This window comes from Nocardia sp. NPDC056952 (genome assembly GCF_042674185.1).
Lineage (GTDB): Bacteria > Actinomycetota > Actinomycetes > Mycobacteriales > Mycobacteriaceae > Nocardia.
On sequence record NZ_JBHURA010000003.1, the window covers coordinates 894433 to 909135 of the forward strand.

Consider the following 14703-nt stretch of genomic DNA (forward strand, 5'->3'; position numbering starts at 1 on the left):
GCTCGCGATGGGGTTGCGGCGCTTACGAATTCAGGGGGCTGGACGAGACGGTCGGCGCCTGGCCGCGGTCATGACGCCGGGTAAGTACCGACCGGTGCGCGGTGGCGTTTCGCGTGTTAATGTCCCCATCGCGCAAGGCAGATGCAAGAACGTTTGTGCGTGCATCTGCAATTTTCGTACCGGTGGGCATCATTCGACAACGAGGAGTGCGGTATGTCCGGAATGCAGCATGATCAGCGTGAACGCCCCGGAGACGGCGCGTGGCGCAAAAGCACCTACAGCAACCCCAGCGGCAACTGTGTCGAGGTCGCCGAAGCCGCCGACGGCTCGGTCGCCGTACGCAACTCGCGCGACCCGCAGGGGTCGGTGATCTTCTACACCCGGCCCGAGATCGACGCATTCATCCGCGGCGCGAAGGCCGGAGAGTTCGACTACCTCACCGGGTAATCGGTAGGATCTGGGTCCATGACGGCTGAACCCGACGAGATCGGTCGCGTACAACCTGTTGTCGACCGTGGCCCCACCGTGTTGCGTATCGCGCTCGGTGGCCAGTTGCGCAAGCTACGCGAGGGCAAAGGCATCACCCGCGAGGCCGCGGGTGACGCGATCCGCGGCTCGCACGCCAAGATCAGCCGACTCGAGCTGGGCCGCACCGGTTTCAAGGAACGCGACATCCGGGATCTGCTCACGCTCTACGGCGTGCACGACCCGGTGGAACGCACCTCGTTCTTCGAGTTGGCCAGGCAGGCAAGCGAACCCGGCTGGTGGCATCGCTACAGCGACCTGCTGCCGTCCTGGTTCAGCACCTACCTCGGGCTCGAGCAGGCGGCCAGCCAGATCCGCACCTACGAAGCACAGCTGGTACCCGGCCTGCTACAGACGCCGGAGTACACCAGGGCGATCGTCACCCTCGGTTTCGACGACGCCGAAACCGATCGCCGGGTCCAGGTTCGGCAGTTACGCCAGGATGTCCTGCGCCGGGTCGACCCGCCGGTGGTGTGGGCGGTGATCGACGAAGCCGTGCTGCATCGTCCGATCGGCGGGCGTGAGGTGCACCGGGCCCAGCTTCGCTACCTGGCCGAGCTCTCGGAACTGCCGAACGTGACGGTGCAGGTGCTGCCGTACTCGGCGGGCGGGCACGCGGCGGCGGGTAGTTCGTTCAGCATTCTGCGCTTCGGCGAGCCGGAACTGCCCGATATCGTCTACCTCGAGCAACTCACCAGCGCGCTCTACCTCGAGCGCCGCCAGGACCTCGCGATGTATCTGTCGGTGATGGATCAGCTCAGCGTCCAAGCCGAACGGCCGGATCGCTCACGCGAGATACTGCTGTCCTACGCCGAGCGGGACTGACAGCCGAGCGGGACTGACAGCCGAGCGGAGTTGATCGGTCGGGCGGACTCGAACACGGAGAGCTGATCGGACTGCGCGCGAGAGGCGGGGCAGTCGATCGGCGGGTACCGATTCGCGGTCAGTACCGGATACAGCCGGCGGCGATACGCCAGAAAGTATCGGGAGTCAGCGTTTGCAGATCCCAGTCATCGGCCAGTTCGTGCGCGGTGGTCACGATCCGGTCGATATCGAAATCGTTGCGGGTCGCCGCGCCGGTGGATTCCACGGCGTCGATGACGAAGGCGACCGCGCTTTCCCTCGACCATCGAGCGGAGCCGGGGTGATCGGCCGCCGCGCGATCGGCGAAACCGAAACGGCTCGTGGTGTTGTTCATGTGAATGCCCCTGTGCTTCTCAGGCAGTGGCAAACCCAAGGCAATCTTGGCCCCGGGTGTGCCGCTCGCGGCCTCCCCTGACTATCCCCTGAATTGTGTTGCGGCCCTGAGTTTAGGACGGAGAGACTTTCAGATGCAAGCACATCTGCACGATCGATTCCGTCTCGATGCGGTGCATTTCCCGGCTTCTGAGCGGCGAATCCAGGGTGGCGCCACCACCTCCGTCAAATGTGGCGCTCGAATAGTGGCGTGACCGGCGGCTGGTTGTGTTCATCAGGTGGCGACAATGCGGCACGACTTGACGACAATCGCGCTCAGCAGGCGAAATATGTTGTGATAGTTAATTTGCGGCTATCAAATGGCCGCGACGGCTGACTCGATCGTCTCCGATCCGGAGACCAGCTCCAGTGTGCGCCGAAAAGTGTTGTCCGCGACCAAGATCGACGCGAGTGTCGCGGCGACATCGGCGCGTGGCACCGAATCGCGCGGAATAGGCGGTGGTCCGAGCGTGATCAGACCGTTGCCTTCGGTGTCGGTGAGCCGGCCCGGTCGCAGGATCGTCCACGCCAGCGCGCGAGTCCGCAGGTCCTCCTCGGCGCGGGTCTTGGCGTCGATATAGGCGGCCCACACCTCATCGGTCCCCGGGGCGGGCGGACTGCCCGCGCCCATCGTCGAGATCTGGACGAACCGCGCGACGCCCGTGTGCTCGGCGGCGTCGGCCAGCTGTACCGAACCGTTGAGGTCGACCGTGTACTTGCGCGCGGCACCGCTGCCCGCGCCCGCGCCCGCGGCGAACACCACCGCGTCCGAACCTGCGACCGCCGCCGCGAGGTCGGCGGGGGTGTCGCGTTCCATGTCGTAGATGACCGGCACGCCGCCGGTCGCGGCGATATCGGCGGCTTGGCCGGGTTCACGGATGAGCGCGTGGACGTGATCGCCGCGCCGGGTGAGTACCTGGGCGAGCAGGAGAGCGATTTTGCCGTGTCCACCGGCGATGACGATGCGCATGGGATGCTCCTATCAGCGTTCGGGGCCGCCGGGATTGCAGTTCGCCGCCACCGTGGCCTGATATCCGACTACGGGGCGCCACGGTTCGAGATTCCAGCTCGGCTTGTCGGGCGCTACCATCCTGGCCCAGACCCAGTGACACACGAACTGGTCGCGCATCCCCGGCGCGTCGGCGTCGGCGTCGAGGGCACGTACTTCCTGCCACGCGAGTTCGTCGGTGCCGGGCGCGGCGGTTTTGCGGCCCGCCTGGGTGGGGAAGACGAGCAGACGGGGGCCGTCGACGTTCTCGGTCCAGGTCACGTGATCGATCAGGGGCAGGCCCGCGTAGGGGTCGACAGTGGTGGTGGGCGGCGCGATGGTGGCGGGCACCCGCTTCGTGGTGGTCGTCGTCGGGGCGGTGGTGCTGGGTGCGGTGGCGACCTCGGTGGTGTCCGCCGAGCCGCAGCCGGTGAGGACGGCCGCCGCGGCCAGTGCGAGCGGGAACTGCCACCGTGTCACGAATGCCCTTTCTGTCACCGCGGGCCGAGCAGCGCCCGCCGTGCCAGCTTAGTGCGGCCGGCGAGGCCGCGCCGCGAGCGTCAGTGCCACAGCGACCGGCAGGGCAACCGGCGCAGGCCGGGGCCGACATTGCCGTCGACGGTCACCAGCAGGCCGGAATGTACGGCCGCCGAGGTGAACTCCCACGCCTCGGCCTGGGTCGCGGCGTATTCCAGGACCAGTGCGTCCTCGGGGGTGGGGCCGTCGAAGTAGACCGTGATCCGCCGGGTCGGTATCTCGTTCGGGTCGATGCGGTGGAGGGTGGCGGCGATGTTCTCGTCGGTGGGAATCATGGCGTGCTCCTTTCGCCCCGGCACTGGTGAGCGCCTTCCTACTCGACGGTAGGTCTTGCACCATCGAGAGGAACACGTTCCGATTTCGCTTGGAGATCTCACAATCCACCTGTCGCCGCGGCGGTGCGCCCGCATATCGGCGTCCTGCCTCCGGTCACAACCGCACACAGGTGAGGTTGTGAGCTCCGCCGATGTTCGCGGCGACCCGTCGACGAGGAGCCACGGTACCGGCGAAGATCGGTCTCGACAGCAGCGACACGGGAGGGACAGCCGCATGATCTGGGATGCCGCGGCACGACACAGCAGGCCGGGCCGAACACTATTGGTCTGCCTGGCGGCAGCGGTGCTCACCGTGGTCCCCGCCGCGGCAGGCCACACCACACCGCTGTACCCGACTGCCGACCCCGACCCCTTCTACAGCCAGCCGGCCGACCTGGCCGAGCACAAGCCCGGCGACGTACTCGGCGTACGGCAGATGCCGGCGCTGGCCATGTTCCCCGACACCACCATCACCCTGATCCAGTTCCGGTCCACCAATTCCGCGGGTGACCCGATCGCCGCGACGACGACGGTGCTGCAGCCGAACAATCACCGCACCGACGCCCCCGTGCTGTCCTACCAGCACATCATCAACGGTCTCGGCACGCGCTGCTCGGTCTCCAAGGTCCTCTACACCGACGATCCGGACCTGATGGTGCGCGAGGCGGTGGCCTGGAACTACGCGCTCAAGCGCGGCTGGACGATGGCCGTGCCCGACCACCTCGGACCGAATTTCGCCTACGGGGCAGCGAAATTGGGCGGCCAGGTGACCCTCGACGGTATCCGCGCGGTGCGCCAGGTCGAGCAGTTGCGGGTCGGCGGCAGCCGGGTCGCGATGGCGGGGTACTCCGGTGGCGGCATGGCGACGGCGTGGGCGGCGGCATTGCAGCCCGAGTACGCGCCCGAGCTCGAGATCGCGGGGGCGGCGATGGGCGGGGTGCCGATGAACCTGGTGTCGATGCTCGAGGGGCTCGGCTTCGGTTCACATCCGGTGTTCGGTCTCGCGCTGGCTGCGGGGATCGGGCTCGAACGGGAATACCCCCAACGGTTCCCGATCAGCGATCAGATGAATGCCAGCGGTCTGGCCGCCCGCGCGTCGATCCGTGACGCCTGCACCAACGACATCCTCGGGGCGGGAGCCGGGCGCGGCATCCTCGACTTCGCGGCCACCACCTCACTGGTGGAGGATCCCGAAGCTCGCTCTGTGGTGGAGGAGAACAGCCTCGAGCTGTATCCGGGCGCGCCGACAATGCCCGTCTTCGAATGGCATTCGCCGATCGACGGCCTCATCCCGGTCGACGCGATCACCTCCACCATCCATCGCTGGTGTGCCGCGGGCGCCAAGGTTGTCAGTCAGCAGACACCGACCCCGGACCATCTGACCGCAGCTGTGCTCGGACTGCCTTCCGCGCTGAGTTGGCTCGATGCCCGGCTGCAGGGGGAACCGGCGCCCAGCACCTGCTGAGCCGGTTCGATCGGCCCGGATCCGCTCGCCCCGAAGCGGATCCGGGCCGATTCGCGTCGTCACGGACGATTCTTGTTGCGATACAGCGGCATTGCGCACACGACTCGGGCACAACGCCGAAGCCGGTTCGCCGCGCCCCGTAGCGTGAAGGATCTGACGACGGCGCGGTGGGGGAGTTTCGGCGGGGGTCGGAGCACCGCATAGTGGCACGTCATCGACGAATCCGTTGCCACCCGAAGGCGTGTGTGCCATGAGATCTGTTCGAGTACTTGTCGGTTCGATGCTGCTGCTCGGCTCCTTCGCGGCAGGCACGGCGGCCGCCGAGCCGCCACCGACCCAGGAATTCCCGGTGCCGCAGGTGGGGACACCCGGTTTCCTGCCCGATCTGCAGCGCTGGATCGACCAGGTGATTCCGTCGCCGATCCCGGCGAACGCCGCCGATCCGGCGGCCGAACTCGCGGCACTGCACGCGGCGGTGCTCCCGTCGGCGGTCGGCGATCCGATCTTCGACCAGTGGCCTGCCGGGCTCGACGAGTTGTCGCCCGGCGATCTGATCGAATCCCGCGACGTCACCGCGACCGCGGCCTGGTTGACCCTGGTCCCCATCCGCTCGGCGACGCTGCTGAAATTCCGCACCGACGACGCCCACGGCAGATCGTCCTACGCCACCGCGACCCTGATCGTGCCCGCCACCGAGTGGACCGGGCCGGGGGATCGCCCTGTGCTGGTGAACAACCTGCCCATCGACGCGCTGGGTCGCAAGTGCACTCCCGGCTACTCGCTGGCGCACGGCCTGACATCGCAGTCGAGCTCCACAGAGTTCATTCCGCCGACGACGCAACTGGCGGTCCTGCGCGGGTACGCGGTCCTGGTGCCCGACCACGAGGGCCCGTGGATGGCGTACGCCGAACCGTATGTCGCCGGGCACGCGGTGCTCGACGCGATCCGGGCGGTGCGTGGTGTCGACCCGGCGGCCTACGGCGACAGCCGATTCGCGATGACCGGCTATTCCGGTGGCGCCATCGCCACCCACGGTGCGGCCAAGCTGATCGATTCCTACGCACCGGAACTGGCCGACGTCATCGTCGGCGCGGCGCTGGGCGGGGTGCCCGCCGACTTCGAAATCCTTTCGCGCAGTATGAATGCCAACCTCGCATCCGGAATATTTATGGCCGCGACCTTCGCGATCGGCCGGGAGCGACCCGAAATCCTCGCCGCGATGAACAATCTCGGGCGCTGGGTCACCACCTCGATCATGAAAGATACGTGCGCCAGCGTGTTCGCGGTGCCGGGAATCTTGCACCTGCCGATCGATGTGGGCGCCAACATCGCCGATCCGCTGCGTTCGGAACTGGCCACCGAGATCTACGAGATCACCCGGATGCAAGGAATGCGGTCGTCGACTCCGCTCTACATCTACAACGGTGACCAAGAGTGGTGGATTCCCGCCGAGGGTGCGCGCAATCTCTACGATGAGCAGTGCGAACTCGGGGCGAACGCGGTGTATCGCGGCGTGCTCGGTGAGCACATCATCGGCGCGGCGACCGGCTATCCGGAGGCGGTGCTGTGGCTCGACGAGCGACTTCTCGGAGTCGCGGCGCGCAGCGAGTGCTGAACATTTTCCTGTGCCCTGTCATGGCACTTTTCGAGGGGCTGTGGTGACCTACCCAGACCACGCGTGACAATCGTCTCGTAAGTAATTCTGCGGCTTATGTTTTGGGCGGTTTCGACAAGCCATTCGTTCTCCCGGAAGAAAAGGGCGACGAATATTCGAATCGCACAGGAAGACAAGTCAACACATGAAATCTCCCAGTCGCAGGCGCACGCTGCACACGGCGGTATTCGCCGGAGTCGGCGCCCTCTCCATGGTGTTCACCGGGCCGGGGGCGAGCGCGGCTCCCGCCTCGGCGCCGACCGAGCAGGATCTTGCCGGCATCATCTCCGAAGGCCGGCAGGTCGCCGGCTCCGGGTCGGCGTGCACCTCCGGCAGTGGCGCCGGATCCGGTAACGGGTCCGGTGACTGCTACGGCGGTTCGGGCTCCAGCTCGGGTTCCTCGGGTGGCTATTCCTCCGATCCCGGTGCGTACGGACCGGAGTCGACGGCGTTCCTCGCCGCGTTCGCCTACGGCCTTGGCAACCCCGATGCGGCCGCGCCCGGGACGAACGACTGGAACTGCAAGCCGACCGCCGAGCACCCTCGCCCGGTCGTGCTGCTGCACGGCACCTGGATGAACGCCTACAACGGTTACGCCTACATGGGCCAGCCCATCAAGGACGCCGGCTACTGCACGTTCACGTTCAACTACGGTCGCTCCAACATCATGGAGGGCGGCGGCCTCGGTTCATTCCTGCCCGGCGTCATGGGCACCGGCTACATCGAGGATTCGGCCAAGCAGACCGCGGCGTTCGTCGATCGCGTGCTCGCCGCGACCGGTTCCGACGAGGTCGACATCGTCGCGCACTCACAAGGTGGGTCGATGGCGAACTACTACACGAAGTTCGAGGGCGGCGCGGCCAAGGTCAACAAGCTGATCACCTTCGGCGCCACCCACCACGGCACCAGCCTCGACGGCATCGGCGCCCTGGGCCGCATGATCAACAACCTGGGCATCGACATCCTGGGTCCGATCGAGATCTTCGTCGGGCACGCGGGTATCCAGCAGACCATCGGCTCGGATTTCGTCAACAACCTCAATGCCGGCGGTGACACCGTCGCCGGTGTCGACTACACCATCGTCGGCACCCGCTACGACGAGGTGACCAACCCCTACGAACTGACCTTCATGAAGGCCGGTCCGGGGGCGACGGTCCACAACATCACCCTGCAGGACGGCTGCGAGCAGGACATCTCCGATCACCTGACGATGATGTACTCACCGCGTGCCCTCTCGATCGCGCTTCGCGCGCTCGACCCGGTGCAGAACCCGCAGCTGACCTGCGCGTTCAACCCGTGGCTGGTCGGTGGCGGCGGCTCGCTGTGACCCGCTCGCACTGAGAACGACGAAGGCGCTGCCCACCATGGTGGGCAGCGCCTTCGTCGTGTCGGGGATCAGGCCGGAACGGAGCGGTAACTGCGCGCGACGAGCGCGGAACGCAGGTACCACAGCCCCGACGGCTGGGTGGGATCGAAGCCGGTGAGCTGGCCGATCCGCTTGAGCCGGTAGTCGACCGTATTGGTGTGCACGTGCAGCACGCGAGCGGTGCGCTGGCGGTTGAGGTTGTTGGCGATGTGACGCTGCAGGGTTTCGAGCAGCTCGGGGTACTGATCCAGCGGATCCAGCAGCGAGCCGAGGAATTCGCGGCCGGGCCCGGGACGGGTCAGCTGGTATTCCAGGGCGAGCTCGTCGAAGCGGTACAGACCCGAGGTCACCTCGAGCCGCTGCACCATGTCCAGCAGCTCGTGGGCCTGATCGGCGGCATCGGGAACCCCGGTGGTGCTCGTTTCGACCATCGCGGCGGTGATGCCGACCTGAGCCGCCTGGGAGAGCTGGGCGACCAGCGCGGTCAAACCCTCGCGGTCGAAGGCGTTGGCGGGGATCAGCACCGTCCCGCCGTCGACGCTGAGCAGCGACAGTGCCGAGTCGCCGCAGCGCTTGGCCAGTTCGGCTTGTACCCGGCGCAACTTGCGGCGGGCGACAACCTTCGAGTCCAGTGCCGGGTTGGCTTCCTCGCGGTGCTGGGGGATAGCCAGGGCGAAGACCGCGTAGGTCTCGGCGATGGTGATGCCGCATTCGCGGGCCATCGTCGAGGTGCTGTGCCCGCCGAGCAGGGCCGAGGTCAGGGTGTGGACGGCGGTGTGGTGCTCGCTGACCACACCGCGCAGCTCGCGCACATAGGCCAGCGAGATCTGGGCGGTGATGGTGTCGAGCAGTTCCATCACGACCTTGACGCCGCCGACCAGGCTGTCGAAATCCTTGCCCGACGCACTCGATACCACCAGGTCGAGGCCGATCTTGAAGCCCTCGGCGATCGAGTGGTGGATCGTGTCGATCGGTACGCCCTCCCGGGCCCACGCGCTGGCCGCGTCCTGCAGGCGCTGCAGCTGGCTCGGGACATCACGCCCGTCGAGCATGCCGACCGCGAATTCCAGGCAGATCCGGGTGATCGTGGTGACATCGCCGGAGATGGCGTCACCGGGTAGCGTGCCACAGGGTGCGACGGTAGCGACGAAATGGCCGACCATCTGCCGCGAGAGTGCGCGAACGTCCTTGAGTGGCAACGACATCGGCTTGCCCGAGACGGTCAGCGACGGTCGGGGTGGATTGTGGACGGACATCTGTGTTCCCTTCGCCAGTTTCGGCTGTACCCCCCGCTGTCCAGCGAACCCCACCCTAACGAACGACAAAGGAAACCGGAATGGATTGTCAGGTTCTGGGTAGGGGGCCCACCCCTGGCGGTCGCCGTAGTGACGGATCACAAGTCTGGTTCTTAGCTATCAGTGGTTGTAGAGTTCAGCGCCATGCGACCTGCCGTCCGTTGTCTGGTCTGGGAACTGGACGAGACCCTGTGGGAGGGTGTCGTCCACGACGAGACCGGCACCACGCCGCGCCCACCGGCACTGCGCACGCTGACGAAACTGAGCGAGCGCGGTGTGCTCCATGCTGTCGCCGCACGCGGTGACCGAGCCAGAACCATGCACACGCTGTACCGCCACGGTCTGTACGAGATGTTCTCGGCGGTCGAGGTGGGCTGGGGGCGCAAGTCCGCCTCGATCGTCCGCATCGCAGGCACCCTCGGCCTGGGTCTGGACTCACTCGCGTTCGTGGACGCCGAGCCGGTCGAACGCGCGGAGGTCTCGCGAGCACTGCCGATGGTGCGCTGCTACGCCGCCCGCAATGTCGACATGCTGCCGTTGCTCCCGGACTTCCGCCACGAACTGCGTTCGGGCCCCGTACCGACACCACCGTTGGGATTCGCCCGCGTTCCCGCCCTCTGACCGCGATCGACGCATCGACCGCAGCATTGCATCGAGTGCCAAAACGTGGAATCCGGGCGTTCGCGGATCCTGATCAGGGCAGCAGCGACAGGGTGAGCGCGGCCAGCCGATCCGGCGCGGCCACCACGTCGTAAGCCGCGATGCGCCCACCGCGCACGAGGAACGTCACCACGAAATTCGGTCCGTCGGCTCCCGGCACCACCAGGCCCGGCCTGCCGTCGACGAGTACCAGCACCGCCTCACGCGAGCGCCGCCGCAGCGCGAGAGCGCCCTCGGCCACGGCGCGGGCGCCGCGCACGACCAGGGCCATTCCGGGCGAGAGCGCCGCCGGGTCGGCGGTTCGCACCACGTCGGGTGCGAGCACCGCGAGCAGTCCGCCGAGATCGCCCTCGCGAGCAGCCTGCACAAAAGCCGTTACCGCGGTCTGATGCGCGAGCAGTTCCGTCGGCTCGACCCGGGCGGGCGCGTGCACACGCAGCCGGGCCCGGCTGGCGAGTTTCTTGGTGGTGGCCGGCGTGCGCCCGAGCATCGGCGCGATCTCGGCGAACGGCACCGCGAACAGATCGTGCAGCACGAAGGCGACGCGTTCCTCGGGGCCCAGCGTGTCGAGAACGACCAGCAGCGCCCGCCCGACGGAATCCGCCCGCACCGCTTCGGCTTCGGGATCCACACCCGCGCCGGTCGCCACCGGAACGGAAGTCTCAGGGGGCGCTATCTCGGCGCGACGGGTACGGGCGCGCAGCATATCGAGGCAGATCCGCGAAACCACCGTGGTGAGCCAGCCGTCGAGATCGGCGATCTCGGTGCCGGTCCCGGCCAAGCGCAACCACGCCTCCTGCACCGCGTCCTCGGCCTCGGCTCCCGAACCCAGCATCCGAAAGGCCACGCCACGCAGGCGGTCGCGCCGTTGTTCGAACGCGCGCGCCGACACTTCGGTCCCGTCAGTGCGCATCGGTCACCTTTCGCTCGCGCCGGTCGTCTATCCGAGGGACGGCACTCGCTGTCCCATCACGGCGGCTGTCTCCACGATGACAGAGGCGCCGATCACCGAAACCGGAGGATCTGATCCGATGCACACCACCTATCTCGTCGTCACCGTGCTCGCGGCCGTCGCCGCCTTGGCAGCTGCGCTGATCGACGTCGTTCGCGCCGACTGGGTACGCGAGAACATGCGTAACTACGGCATCGCGCCCTGGACGCTCACGCCGCTGGCCCTGATCAAGGCGGCGGGTGGACTCGGTCTGCTCGCCGGTCTGGCCTATCGGCCGCTGGCGGTGGCAGCCGCGGCCGGGCTCGTGCTGTATTTCGTCGCCGCCGAATTCACCGTGTTGCGTGCGCGCCAGTACGCGGATCTGGGTTATCCGCTGCCGTACCTGCTACTCGCGGCCGCTTCGCTGGGCCTCGCGGGAGCATGAGGCAGCTGGTGGCGCGCCCTCGCCCGCGCGCCACCAGCACCTGGGTCAGGCCTCGGCGAGGATGAAGTCCGCGGCTTGTTCGCCGATGAAGATGGCGGGGGCGTTGGTGTGGCCGCGGATGATCAACGGCATCACCGAGGCGTCGGCGACGCGCAGACCCTCGACGCCGCGAACCTTCAGGTCCGGGGCGACGACACTGGCGGCATCGGTGCCCATCCGGCAGGTGCCGATCGGGTGGTAGAGGGTGTGCGAGAACTGTTCGATGGTCAGCGCGATGGCCGCCTCGAGATCCTCGGGTGCCTCGGGCGGGTAGATCAGCGCGCCCAGCGCGCTCTTGAGCGCGGGCTGCGCGGCGAGCCCGGCACACACCCGAAGTCCGGCGGTCAGCGCGGCCCGGTCGGCGCCCTCGGCATCGGACAGATACCGCGGATCGATCACCGGCTTGGCCGTCGGATCGGCCGAGGCCAGGCTGATCTTGCCGCGACTGCGCGGGCGGAGCAGGATCGCGCCCAGCACCACACCGTGTTCGGTGGCTTCGACCAGACCCTCGTGGTAGAACGGCGCCGGAGCGTAGATCAGCTCCAGATCGGGGTGCTCGAGGTCGGGCTCGCTGCGCACGAAGCCGTACGCCTCACCGACATTGGAGGTGAGCATCCCGCGGTGGCGGACCAGATAGTTGATCAGCTCGAGGGGCTTCTCCGCGGTGAACAGCGAATCGGAGTCCACGCTGTAGCCGAGCGCCGAGATGAGGTGATCCTGCAGGTTCGCGCCGACCTCGGGGGAGTGCGCGACCAGTTCGATGCCGTGTTCTTTCAGCTCGTCCTGATCACCGATGCCCGAAAGCTGCAGCAGCTGGGGGCTGTTCACCGCTCCACCACACAGGATGACCTCACGATCGGCGGTCACGGTGAGGGTCTGCCCGCCGTTGCGGTACTCGACGCCCACTGCCTTGGTGCCCTCGAACAGCACCCGGGTGGCCAGCGACTCCGCCAGCACGGTCAGGTTCGCCCGCTTCATCGCCGGACGCAGGTACCCGTCGGCGGTGCTCCAGCGCCTGCCGTCGCGCTGGGTCACCATGGTCTGGGTAAAGCCCTCGGGCGCGGGCCGGTTCGCCGATTCGAGCTCGTGACCCGCCTGACGCGCGGCCTCGAGGAACGCGTGCGTCGACGCGCGCGGGCTGCGCTGGCGCTGTACGTGCTGGGGCCCCTTGGAACCTTCGTCGGGAAACTGCGCGTCCTGGACGTTCTCGATCTTGCGGAACTGCTCCACCGCGGCGGCGAAATTCCATTTCTCGCCCGCCAGCAGCCCCCATTCCTCGTAGTCGGCGCGGAAACCGCGGACCCACATCATCGCGTTCATCGATGACGAGCCACCGAAGGTCTTGCCGCGCGGCCAGTAGATCTGCCGGTCGCCGAGCTCGGGCTGTGGCTCGGTCAGATAGTCCCAATCGCGCTCGCTGCGGAACAGTTTCGAGAACGCGGCCGGGATGTGGGCGAACTTGTCGTCGTCTGCCGGACCTGCCTCCAACAGCACGACCGTGGTGCCCGGGTCGGCACTGAGCCGATTCGCGAGCACCGCCCCCGCGGATCCGGAGCCGACGATCACGTAATCCGCGGACGTCCCACCTGCTTGCACTGTCCAACTCCGATCTGCATTGCGTCTGTCGTTCGGCGCGCCTGCTCCCGGGCGTGAAAAGCCCGTGAGCCCAGCCGGACTCGTCGTCGGGCGTGACGCTGCAAGCAGAGTACTGACAGAACCCGCGCGGTGGGTCGTCCGCGGTTCAGCCCGCGGCCGCCGCTTTGCCCGCGCGCCGGCCGTAGAAGCTGCCGTCGCCGAGCGAGGCCCCGCTGACGTAGCCGTACGCGCACAGGCCGGATGTGCAGCGACCCGCCGCGAACAGGCCCTCGATCGGCTCACCGCTCACGTGCAGCACCCGCGAATCCAGGTCGGTGCGCAGTCCGCCGAGGGTGAACCCGGCGGTGAACCCGCGCAGGTCGAAACAGGCCAGCGCCCCCTTGATCGGGCGCACCCATTCGGGCTTCTTGCCCAGCAGCGGGTCGGTGCCGTGCTCGGCGTGCTGGTTGTAGGTGGCGACGGTGGTCTGCAATGTCTGTGCGGGCAGGCCCATCTCGGCCTCGAGCTCGGCGACCGTCTCGGCGACCCACTTGGGCTGGAAGCGGAAGAACGGGGTGGCGCTCTCGGTCGCGAGGGCCTCCTCGAGCGAGGTCTCGTCGATGATCAAGAACGCCTGGTTGTCGTTCTGCAACAGCGTCGCCTGACCGATGCGGCCGGGGTAGGTGTCCTCGGTGACGTAGCGCTGGCCGCGTCCGTTGACGAGGATGCCCCGCGCCATCATCTGCGGATCGCCGAAGATGGCCACCTCGCTGGCGTCCATGTGCGCGAGCTCGGCGCCCAGCGCTTGCGCCAGCCGGATGCCGATGCCGTCGTGTTCTTCGATGGCCGCGCCGGGCCTGCCGCTCAGGCGCGGGGTGTAGCGGTCGATCATCTCGGTGTCGTAGGCGAAGCTGCCGGTGGCCAGGACGACACCCCGTGCGGCCCGCACGGTGACGGGCTTGCCGTAGGTGGTGGCCAGCACGCCCACCACCCGGTCCTCGTCGTCGACGACCAGCCGGCGGATGCGGGTGTCGTACTCGACGTCGATGCCGAGCTCGGCCACGGTGTCGGCCAGTGGCTTCATCAGCATGTAGCCGCCGCTGCGCTCACCGATCTTCTTACCCGCCAGCTCCGGAACGTGGCCGCGCGGAGCGGGTTCGGCGATGTCGAGGAACGGTGCGGAGTTCTCGCCACCGGAGTACATCAGGCCTTCGTCGTGCGGGGGCTCCCAGCCGGGCTCGCCCCAGAACGACTCCTTGAACGGCACTCCGCAGTCGACGAGCCAGTTGTAGTGCTCGACGCTGCCCGCGCAGTAGTCCTTGATCTTCGCCTCGTCGACGCCGGGTCCGAGCGCGGCGGTGAGGAACGCCGCCATGTTCTCCGGGGTGTCGTCGAATCCGAGTGCCTTCTGCAACGGTGTGCCGCCACCGAGGTAGACGAATCCGCCTGCCAGCGCCGCCGCGCCGCCCCAGCCGCCGGTCCGTTCCAGAATGAGCACCTTCGCGCCTGCCCGCGCCGCTTCGATCGACGCGCACACGCCGGCGATGCCGAAACCGGCCACCACCACGTCGGCGTCGAAATCCCACTGCGTCACCTCGCTCGCGCGCAGCGGGCGGACGGTATCGATCCGATGTGGCTGGTCGCTCACGGGCTTCCTCCGGTGCTCAGGGTGC

15 protein-coding genes are annotated in these 14703 nt (G+C 67.7%); 7 read left to right on the forward strand and 8 right to left on the reverse strand.

The features are described 5' to 3' along the window. The first annotated feature begins 213 nt into the window (after positions 1-213). Together ACFTS5_RS15815 and ACFTS5_RS15820 are read left to right on the forward strand one after the other, a co-directional pair. The gene (locus ACFTS5_RS15815) at positions 214-447 is read left to right on the forward strand and encodes a DUF397 domain-containing protein (protein ID WP_056817490.1); all 234 of its coding nucleotides are present in this window, start codon (positions 214-216) and stop codon (positions 445-447) included. Positions 448-465: 18 nt separating this feature from the next. Continuing rightward, positions 466-1350: a helix-turn-helix domain-containing protein gene (locus tag ACFTS5_RS15820; protein ID WP_378631360.1), complete on the forward strand. Its 885-nt coding sequence runs from the start codon at positions 466-468 to the stop codon at positions 1348-1350. A 118-nt stretch (positions 1351-1468) separates the two neighbouring features. Here the strand turns inward: ACFTS5_RS15820 and ACFTS5_RS15825 are convergent, their stop codons facing one another. The 4 genes from ACFTS5_RS15825 to ACFTS5_RS15840 all read right to left on the reverse strand — a co-directional run bounded on the left by ACFTS5_RS15825 (position 1469) and on the right by ACFTS5_RS15840 (position 3561). After that, positions 1469-1723 (reverse strand): hypothetical protein, encoded by a 255-nt coding sequence (locus tag ACFTS5_RS15825; protein WP_378631362.1) that lies wholly within the window; start codon positions 1721-1723, stop codon positions 1469-1471. Positions 1724-2077: 354 nt separating this feature from the next. Continuing rightward, entirely contained in the window at positions 2078-2731 is a 654-nt protein-coding gene (locus tag ACFTS5_RS15830) for an NAD(P)H-binding protein (protein WP_378631363.1), read from the reverse strand. Between the two features lie 12 nt (positions 2732-2743). After that, the gene (locus ACFTS5_RS15835) at positions 2744-3229 is read right to left on the reverse strand and encodes a DUF2599 domain-containing protein (RefSeq protein WP_378631364.1); all 486 of its coding nucleotides are present in this window, start codon (positions 3227-3229) and stop codon (positions 2744-2746) included. 80 nt (positions 3230-3309) lie between these two features. Next, the gene (locus ACFTS5_RS15840) at positions 3310-3561 is read right to left on the reverse strand and encodes a hypothetical protein (protein WP_378631365.1); all 252 of its coding nucleotides are present in this window, start codon (positions 3559-3561) and stop codon (positions 3310-3312) included. 274 nt (positions 3562-3835) lie between these two features. On the opposite strand from ACFTS5_RS15840, the gene ACFTS5_RS15845 reads away from it, so the two are divergent. From ACFTS5_RS15845 to ACFTS5_RS15855, 3 genes are all read left to right on the forward strand, one after another. Beyond that, on the forward strand, positions 3836-5065 hold the full coding sequence (locus tag ACFTS5_RS15845) for a lipase family protein (protein ID WP_378631366.1): 1230 nt from the start codon (positions 3836-3838) through the stop codon (positions 5063-5065). 250 nt (positions 5066-5315) lie between these two features. Beyond that, entirely contained in the window at positions 5316-6680 is a 1365-nt protein-coding gene (locus tag ACFTS5_RS15850; protein WP_378631367.1) for a lipase family protein, read from the forward strand. 184 nt (positions 6681-6864) lie between these two features. Further along, on the forward strand, positions 6865-8046 hold the full coding sequence (locus tag ACFTS5_RS15855; protein ID WP_378631368.1) for an esterase/lipase family protein: 1182 nt from the start codon (positions 6865-6867) through the stop codon (positions 8044-8046). A 68-nt stretch (positions 8047-8114) separates the two neighbouring features. Here ACFTS5_RS15855 and ACFTS5_RS15860 read toward each other — a convergent pair whose 3' ends face one another. Next, positions 8115-9341, reverse strand: coding sequence for a PucR family transcriptional regulator (locus tag ACFTS5_RS15860; protein WP_378631369.1), 1227 nt, complete (start codon positions 9339-9341; stop codon positions 8115-8117). Between the two features lie 183 nt (positions 9342-9524). Between ACFTS5_RS15860 and ACFTS5_RS15865 the strand changes: the two genes are divergently transcribed. Further along, a complete protein-coding gene (locus tag ACFTS5_RS15865) occupies positions 9525-10001 on the forward strand; it encodes an HAD-IIIC family phosphatase (protein WP_378631370.1) in 477 nt (158 codons plus the stop codon). A gap of 73 nt (positions 10002-10074) precedes the next feature. Here the strand turns inward: ACFTS5_RS15865 and ACFTS5_RS15870 are convergent, their stop codons facing one another. Next, the gene (locus tag ACFTS5_RS15870; protein ID WP_378631371.1) at positions 10075-10953 is read right to left on the reverse strand and encodes a sigma-70 family RNA polymerase sigma factor; all 879 of its coding nucleotides are present in this window, start codon (positions 10951-10953) and stop codon (positions 10075-10077) included. A 118-nt stretch (positions 10954-11071) separates the two neighbouring features. Between ACFTS5_RS15870 and ACFTS5_RS15875 the strand changes: the two genes are divergently transcribed. After that, positions 11072-11416 (forward strand): DoxX family protein, encoded by a 345-nt coding sequence (locus tag ACFTS5_RS15875; RefSeq protein ID WP_378631372.1) that lies wholly within the window; start codon positions 11072-11074, stop codon positions 11414-11416. A gap of 45 nt (positions 11417-11461) precedes the next feature. Here the strand turns inward: ACFTS5_RS15875 and ACFTS5_RS15880 are convergent, their stop codons facing one another. Together ACFTS5_RS15880 and ACFTS5_RS15885 are read right to left on the reverse strand one after the other, a co-directional pair. Continuing rightward, positions 11462-13051, reverse strand: a complete 1590-nt coding sequence (locus ACFTS5_RS15880) for a GMC family oxidoreductase (RefSeq protein WP_378631373.1) — start codon at positions 13049-13051, stop codon at positions 11462-11464. A 145-nt stretch (positions 13052-13196) separates the two neighbouring features. Next, a complete protein-coding gene (locus tag ACFTS5_RS15885) occupies positions 13197-14678 on the reverse strand; it encodes an FAD-dependent oxidoreductase (RefSeq protein WP_378631374.1) in 1482 nt (493 codons plus the stop codon). Positions 14679-14703: the final 25 nt, after the last annotated feature.

Bases quoted from the DNA above. Each gene is read 5' to 3' on its own strand.
- ACFTS5_RS15840 (WP_378631365.1), bottom strand. From the start codon at position 3,561: ATGATTCCCACCGACGAGAACATCGCCGCCACCCTCCACCGCATCGAC.
- ACFTS5_RS15830 (WP_378631363.1), bottom strand. From the start codon at position 2,731: ATGCGCATCGTCATCGCCGGTGGACACGGCAAAATCGCTCTCCTGCTC.
- ACFTS5_RS15820 (WP_378631360.1), top strand. From the start codon at position 466: ATGACGGCTGAACCCGACGAGATCGGTCGCGTACAACCTGTTGTCGAC.
- ACFTS5_RS15870 (WP_378631371.1), bottom strand. From the start codon at position 10,953: ATGCGCACTGACGGGACCGAAGTGTCGGCGCGCGCGTTCGAACAACGG.
- ACFTS5_RS15855 (WP_378631368.1), top strand. From the start codon at position 6,865: ATGAAATCTCCCAGTCGCAGGCGCACGCTGCACACGGCGGTATTCGCC.
- ACFTS5_RS15850 (WP_378631367.1), top strand. From the start codon at position 5,316: ATGAGATCTGTTCGAGTACTTGTCGGTTCGATGCTGCTGCTCGGCTCC.
- ACFTS5_RS15865 (WP_378631370.1), top strand. From the start codon at position 9,525: ATGCGACCTGCCGTCCGTTGTCTGGTCTGGGAACTGGACGAGACCCTG.
- ACFTS5_RS15825 (WP_378631362.1), bottom strand. From the start codon at position 1,723: ATGAACAACACCACGAGCCGTTTCGGTTTCGCCGATCGCGCGGCGGCC.
- ACFTS5_RS15875 (WP_378631372.1), top strand. From the start codon at position 11,072: ATGCACACCACCTATCTCGTCGTCACCGTGCTCGCGGCCGTCGCCGCC.
- ACFTS5_RS15860 (WP_378631369.1), bottom strand. From the start codon at position 9,341: ATGTCCGTCCACAATCCACCCCGACCGTCGCTGACCGTCTCGGGCAAG.
- ACFTS5_RS15815 (WP_056817490.1), top strand. From the start codon at position 214: ATGTCCGGAATGCAGCATGATCAGCGTGAACGCCCCGGAGACGGCGCG.
- ACFTS5_RS15845 (WP_378631366.1), top strand. From the start codon at position 3,836: ATGATCTGGGATGCCGCGGCACGACACAGCAGGCCGGGCCGAACACTA.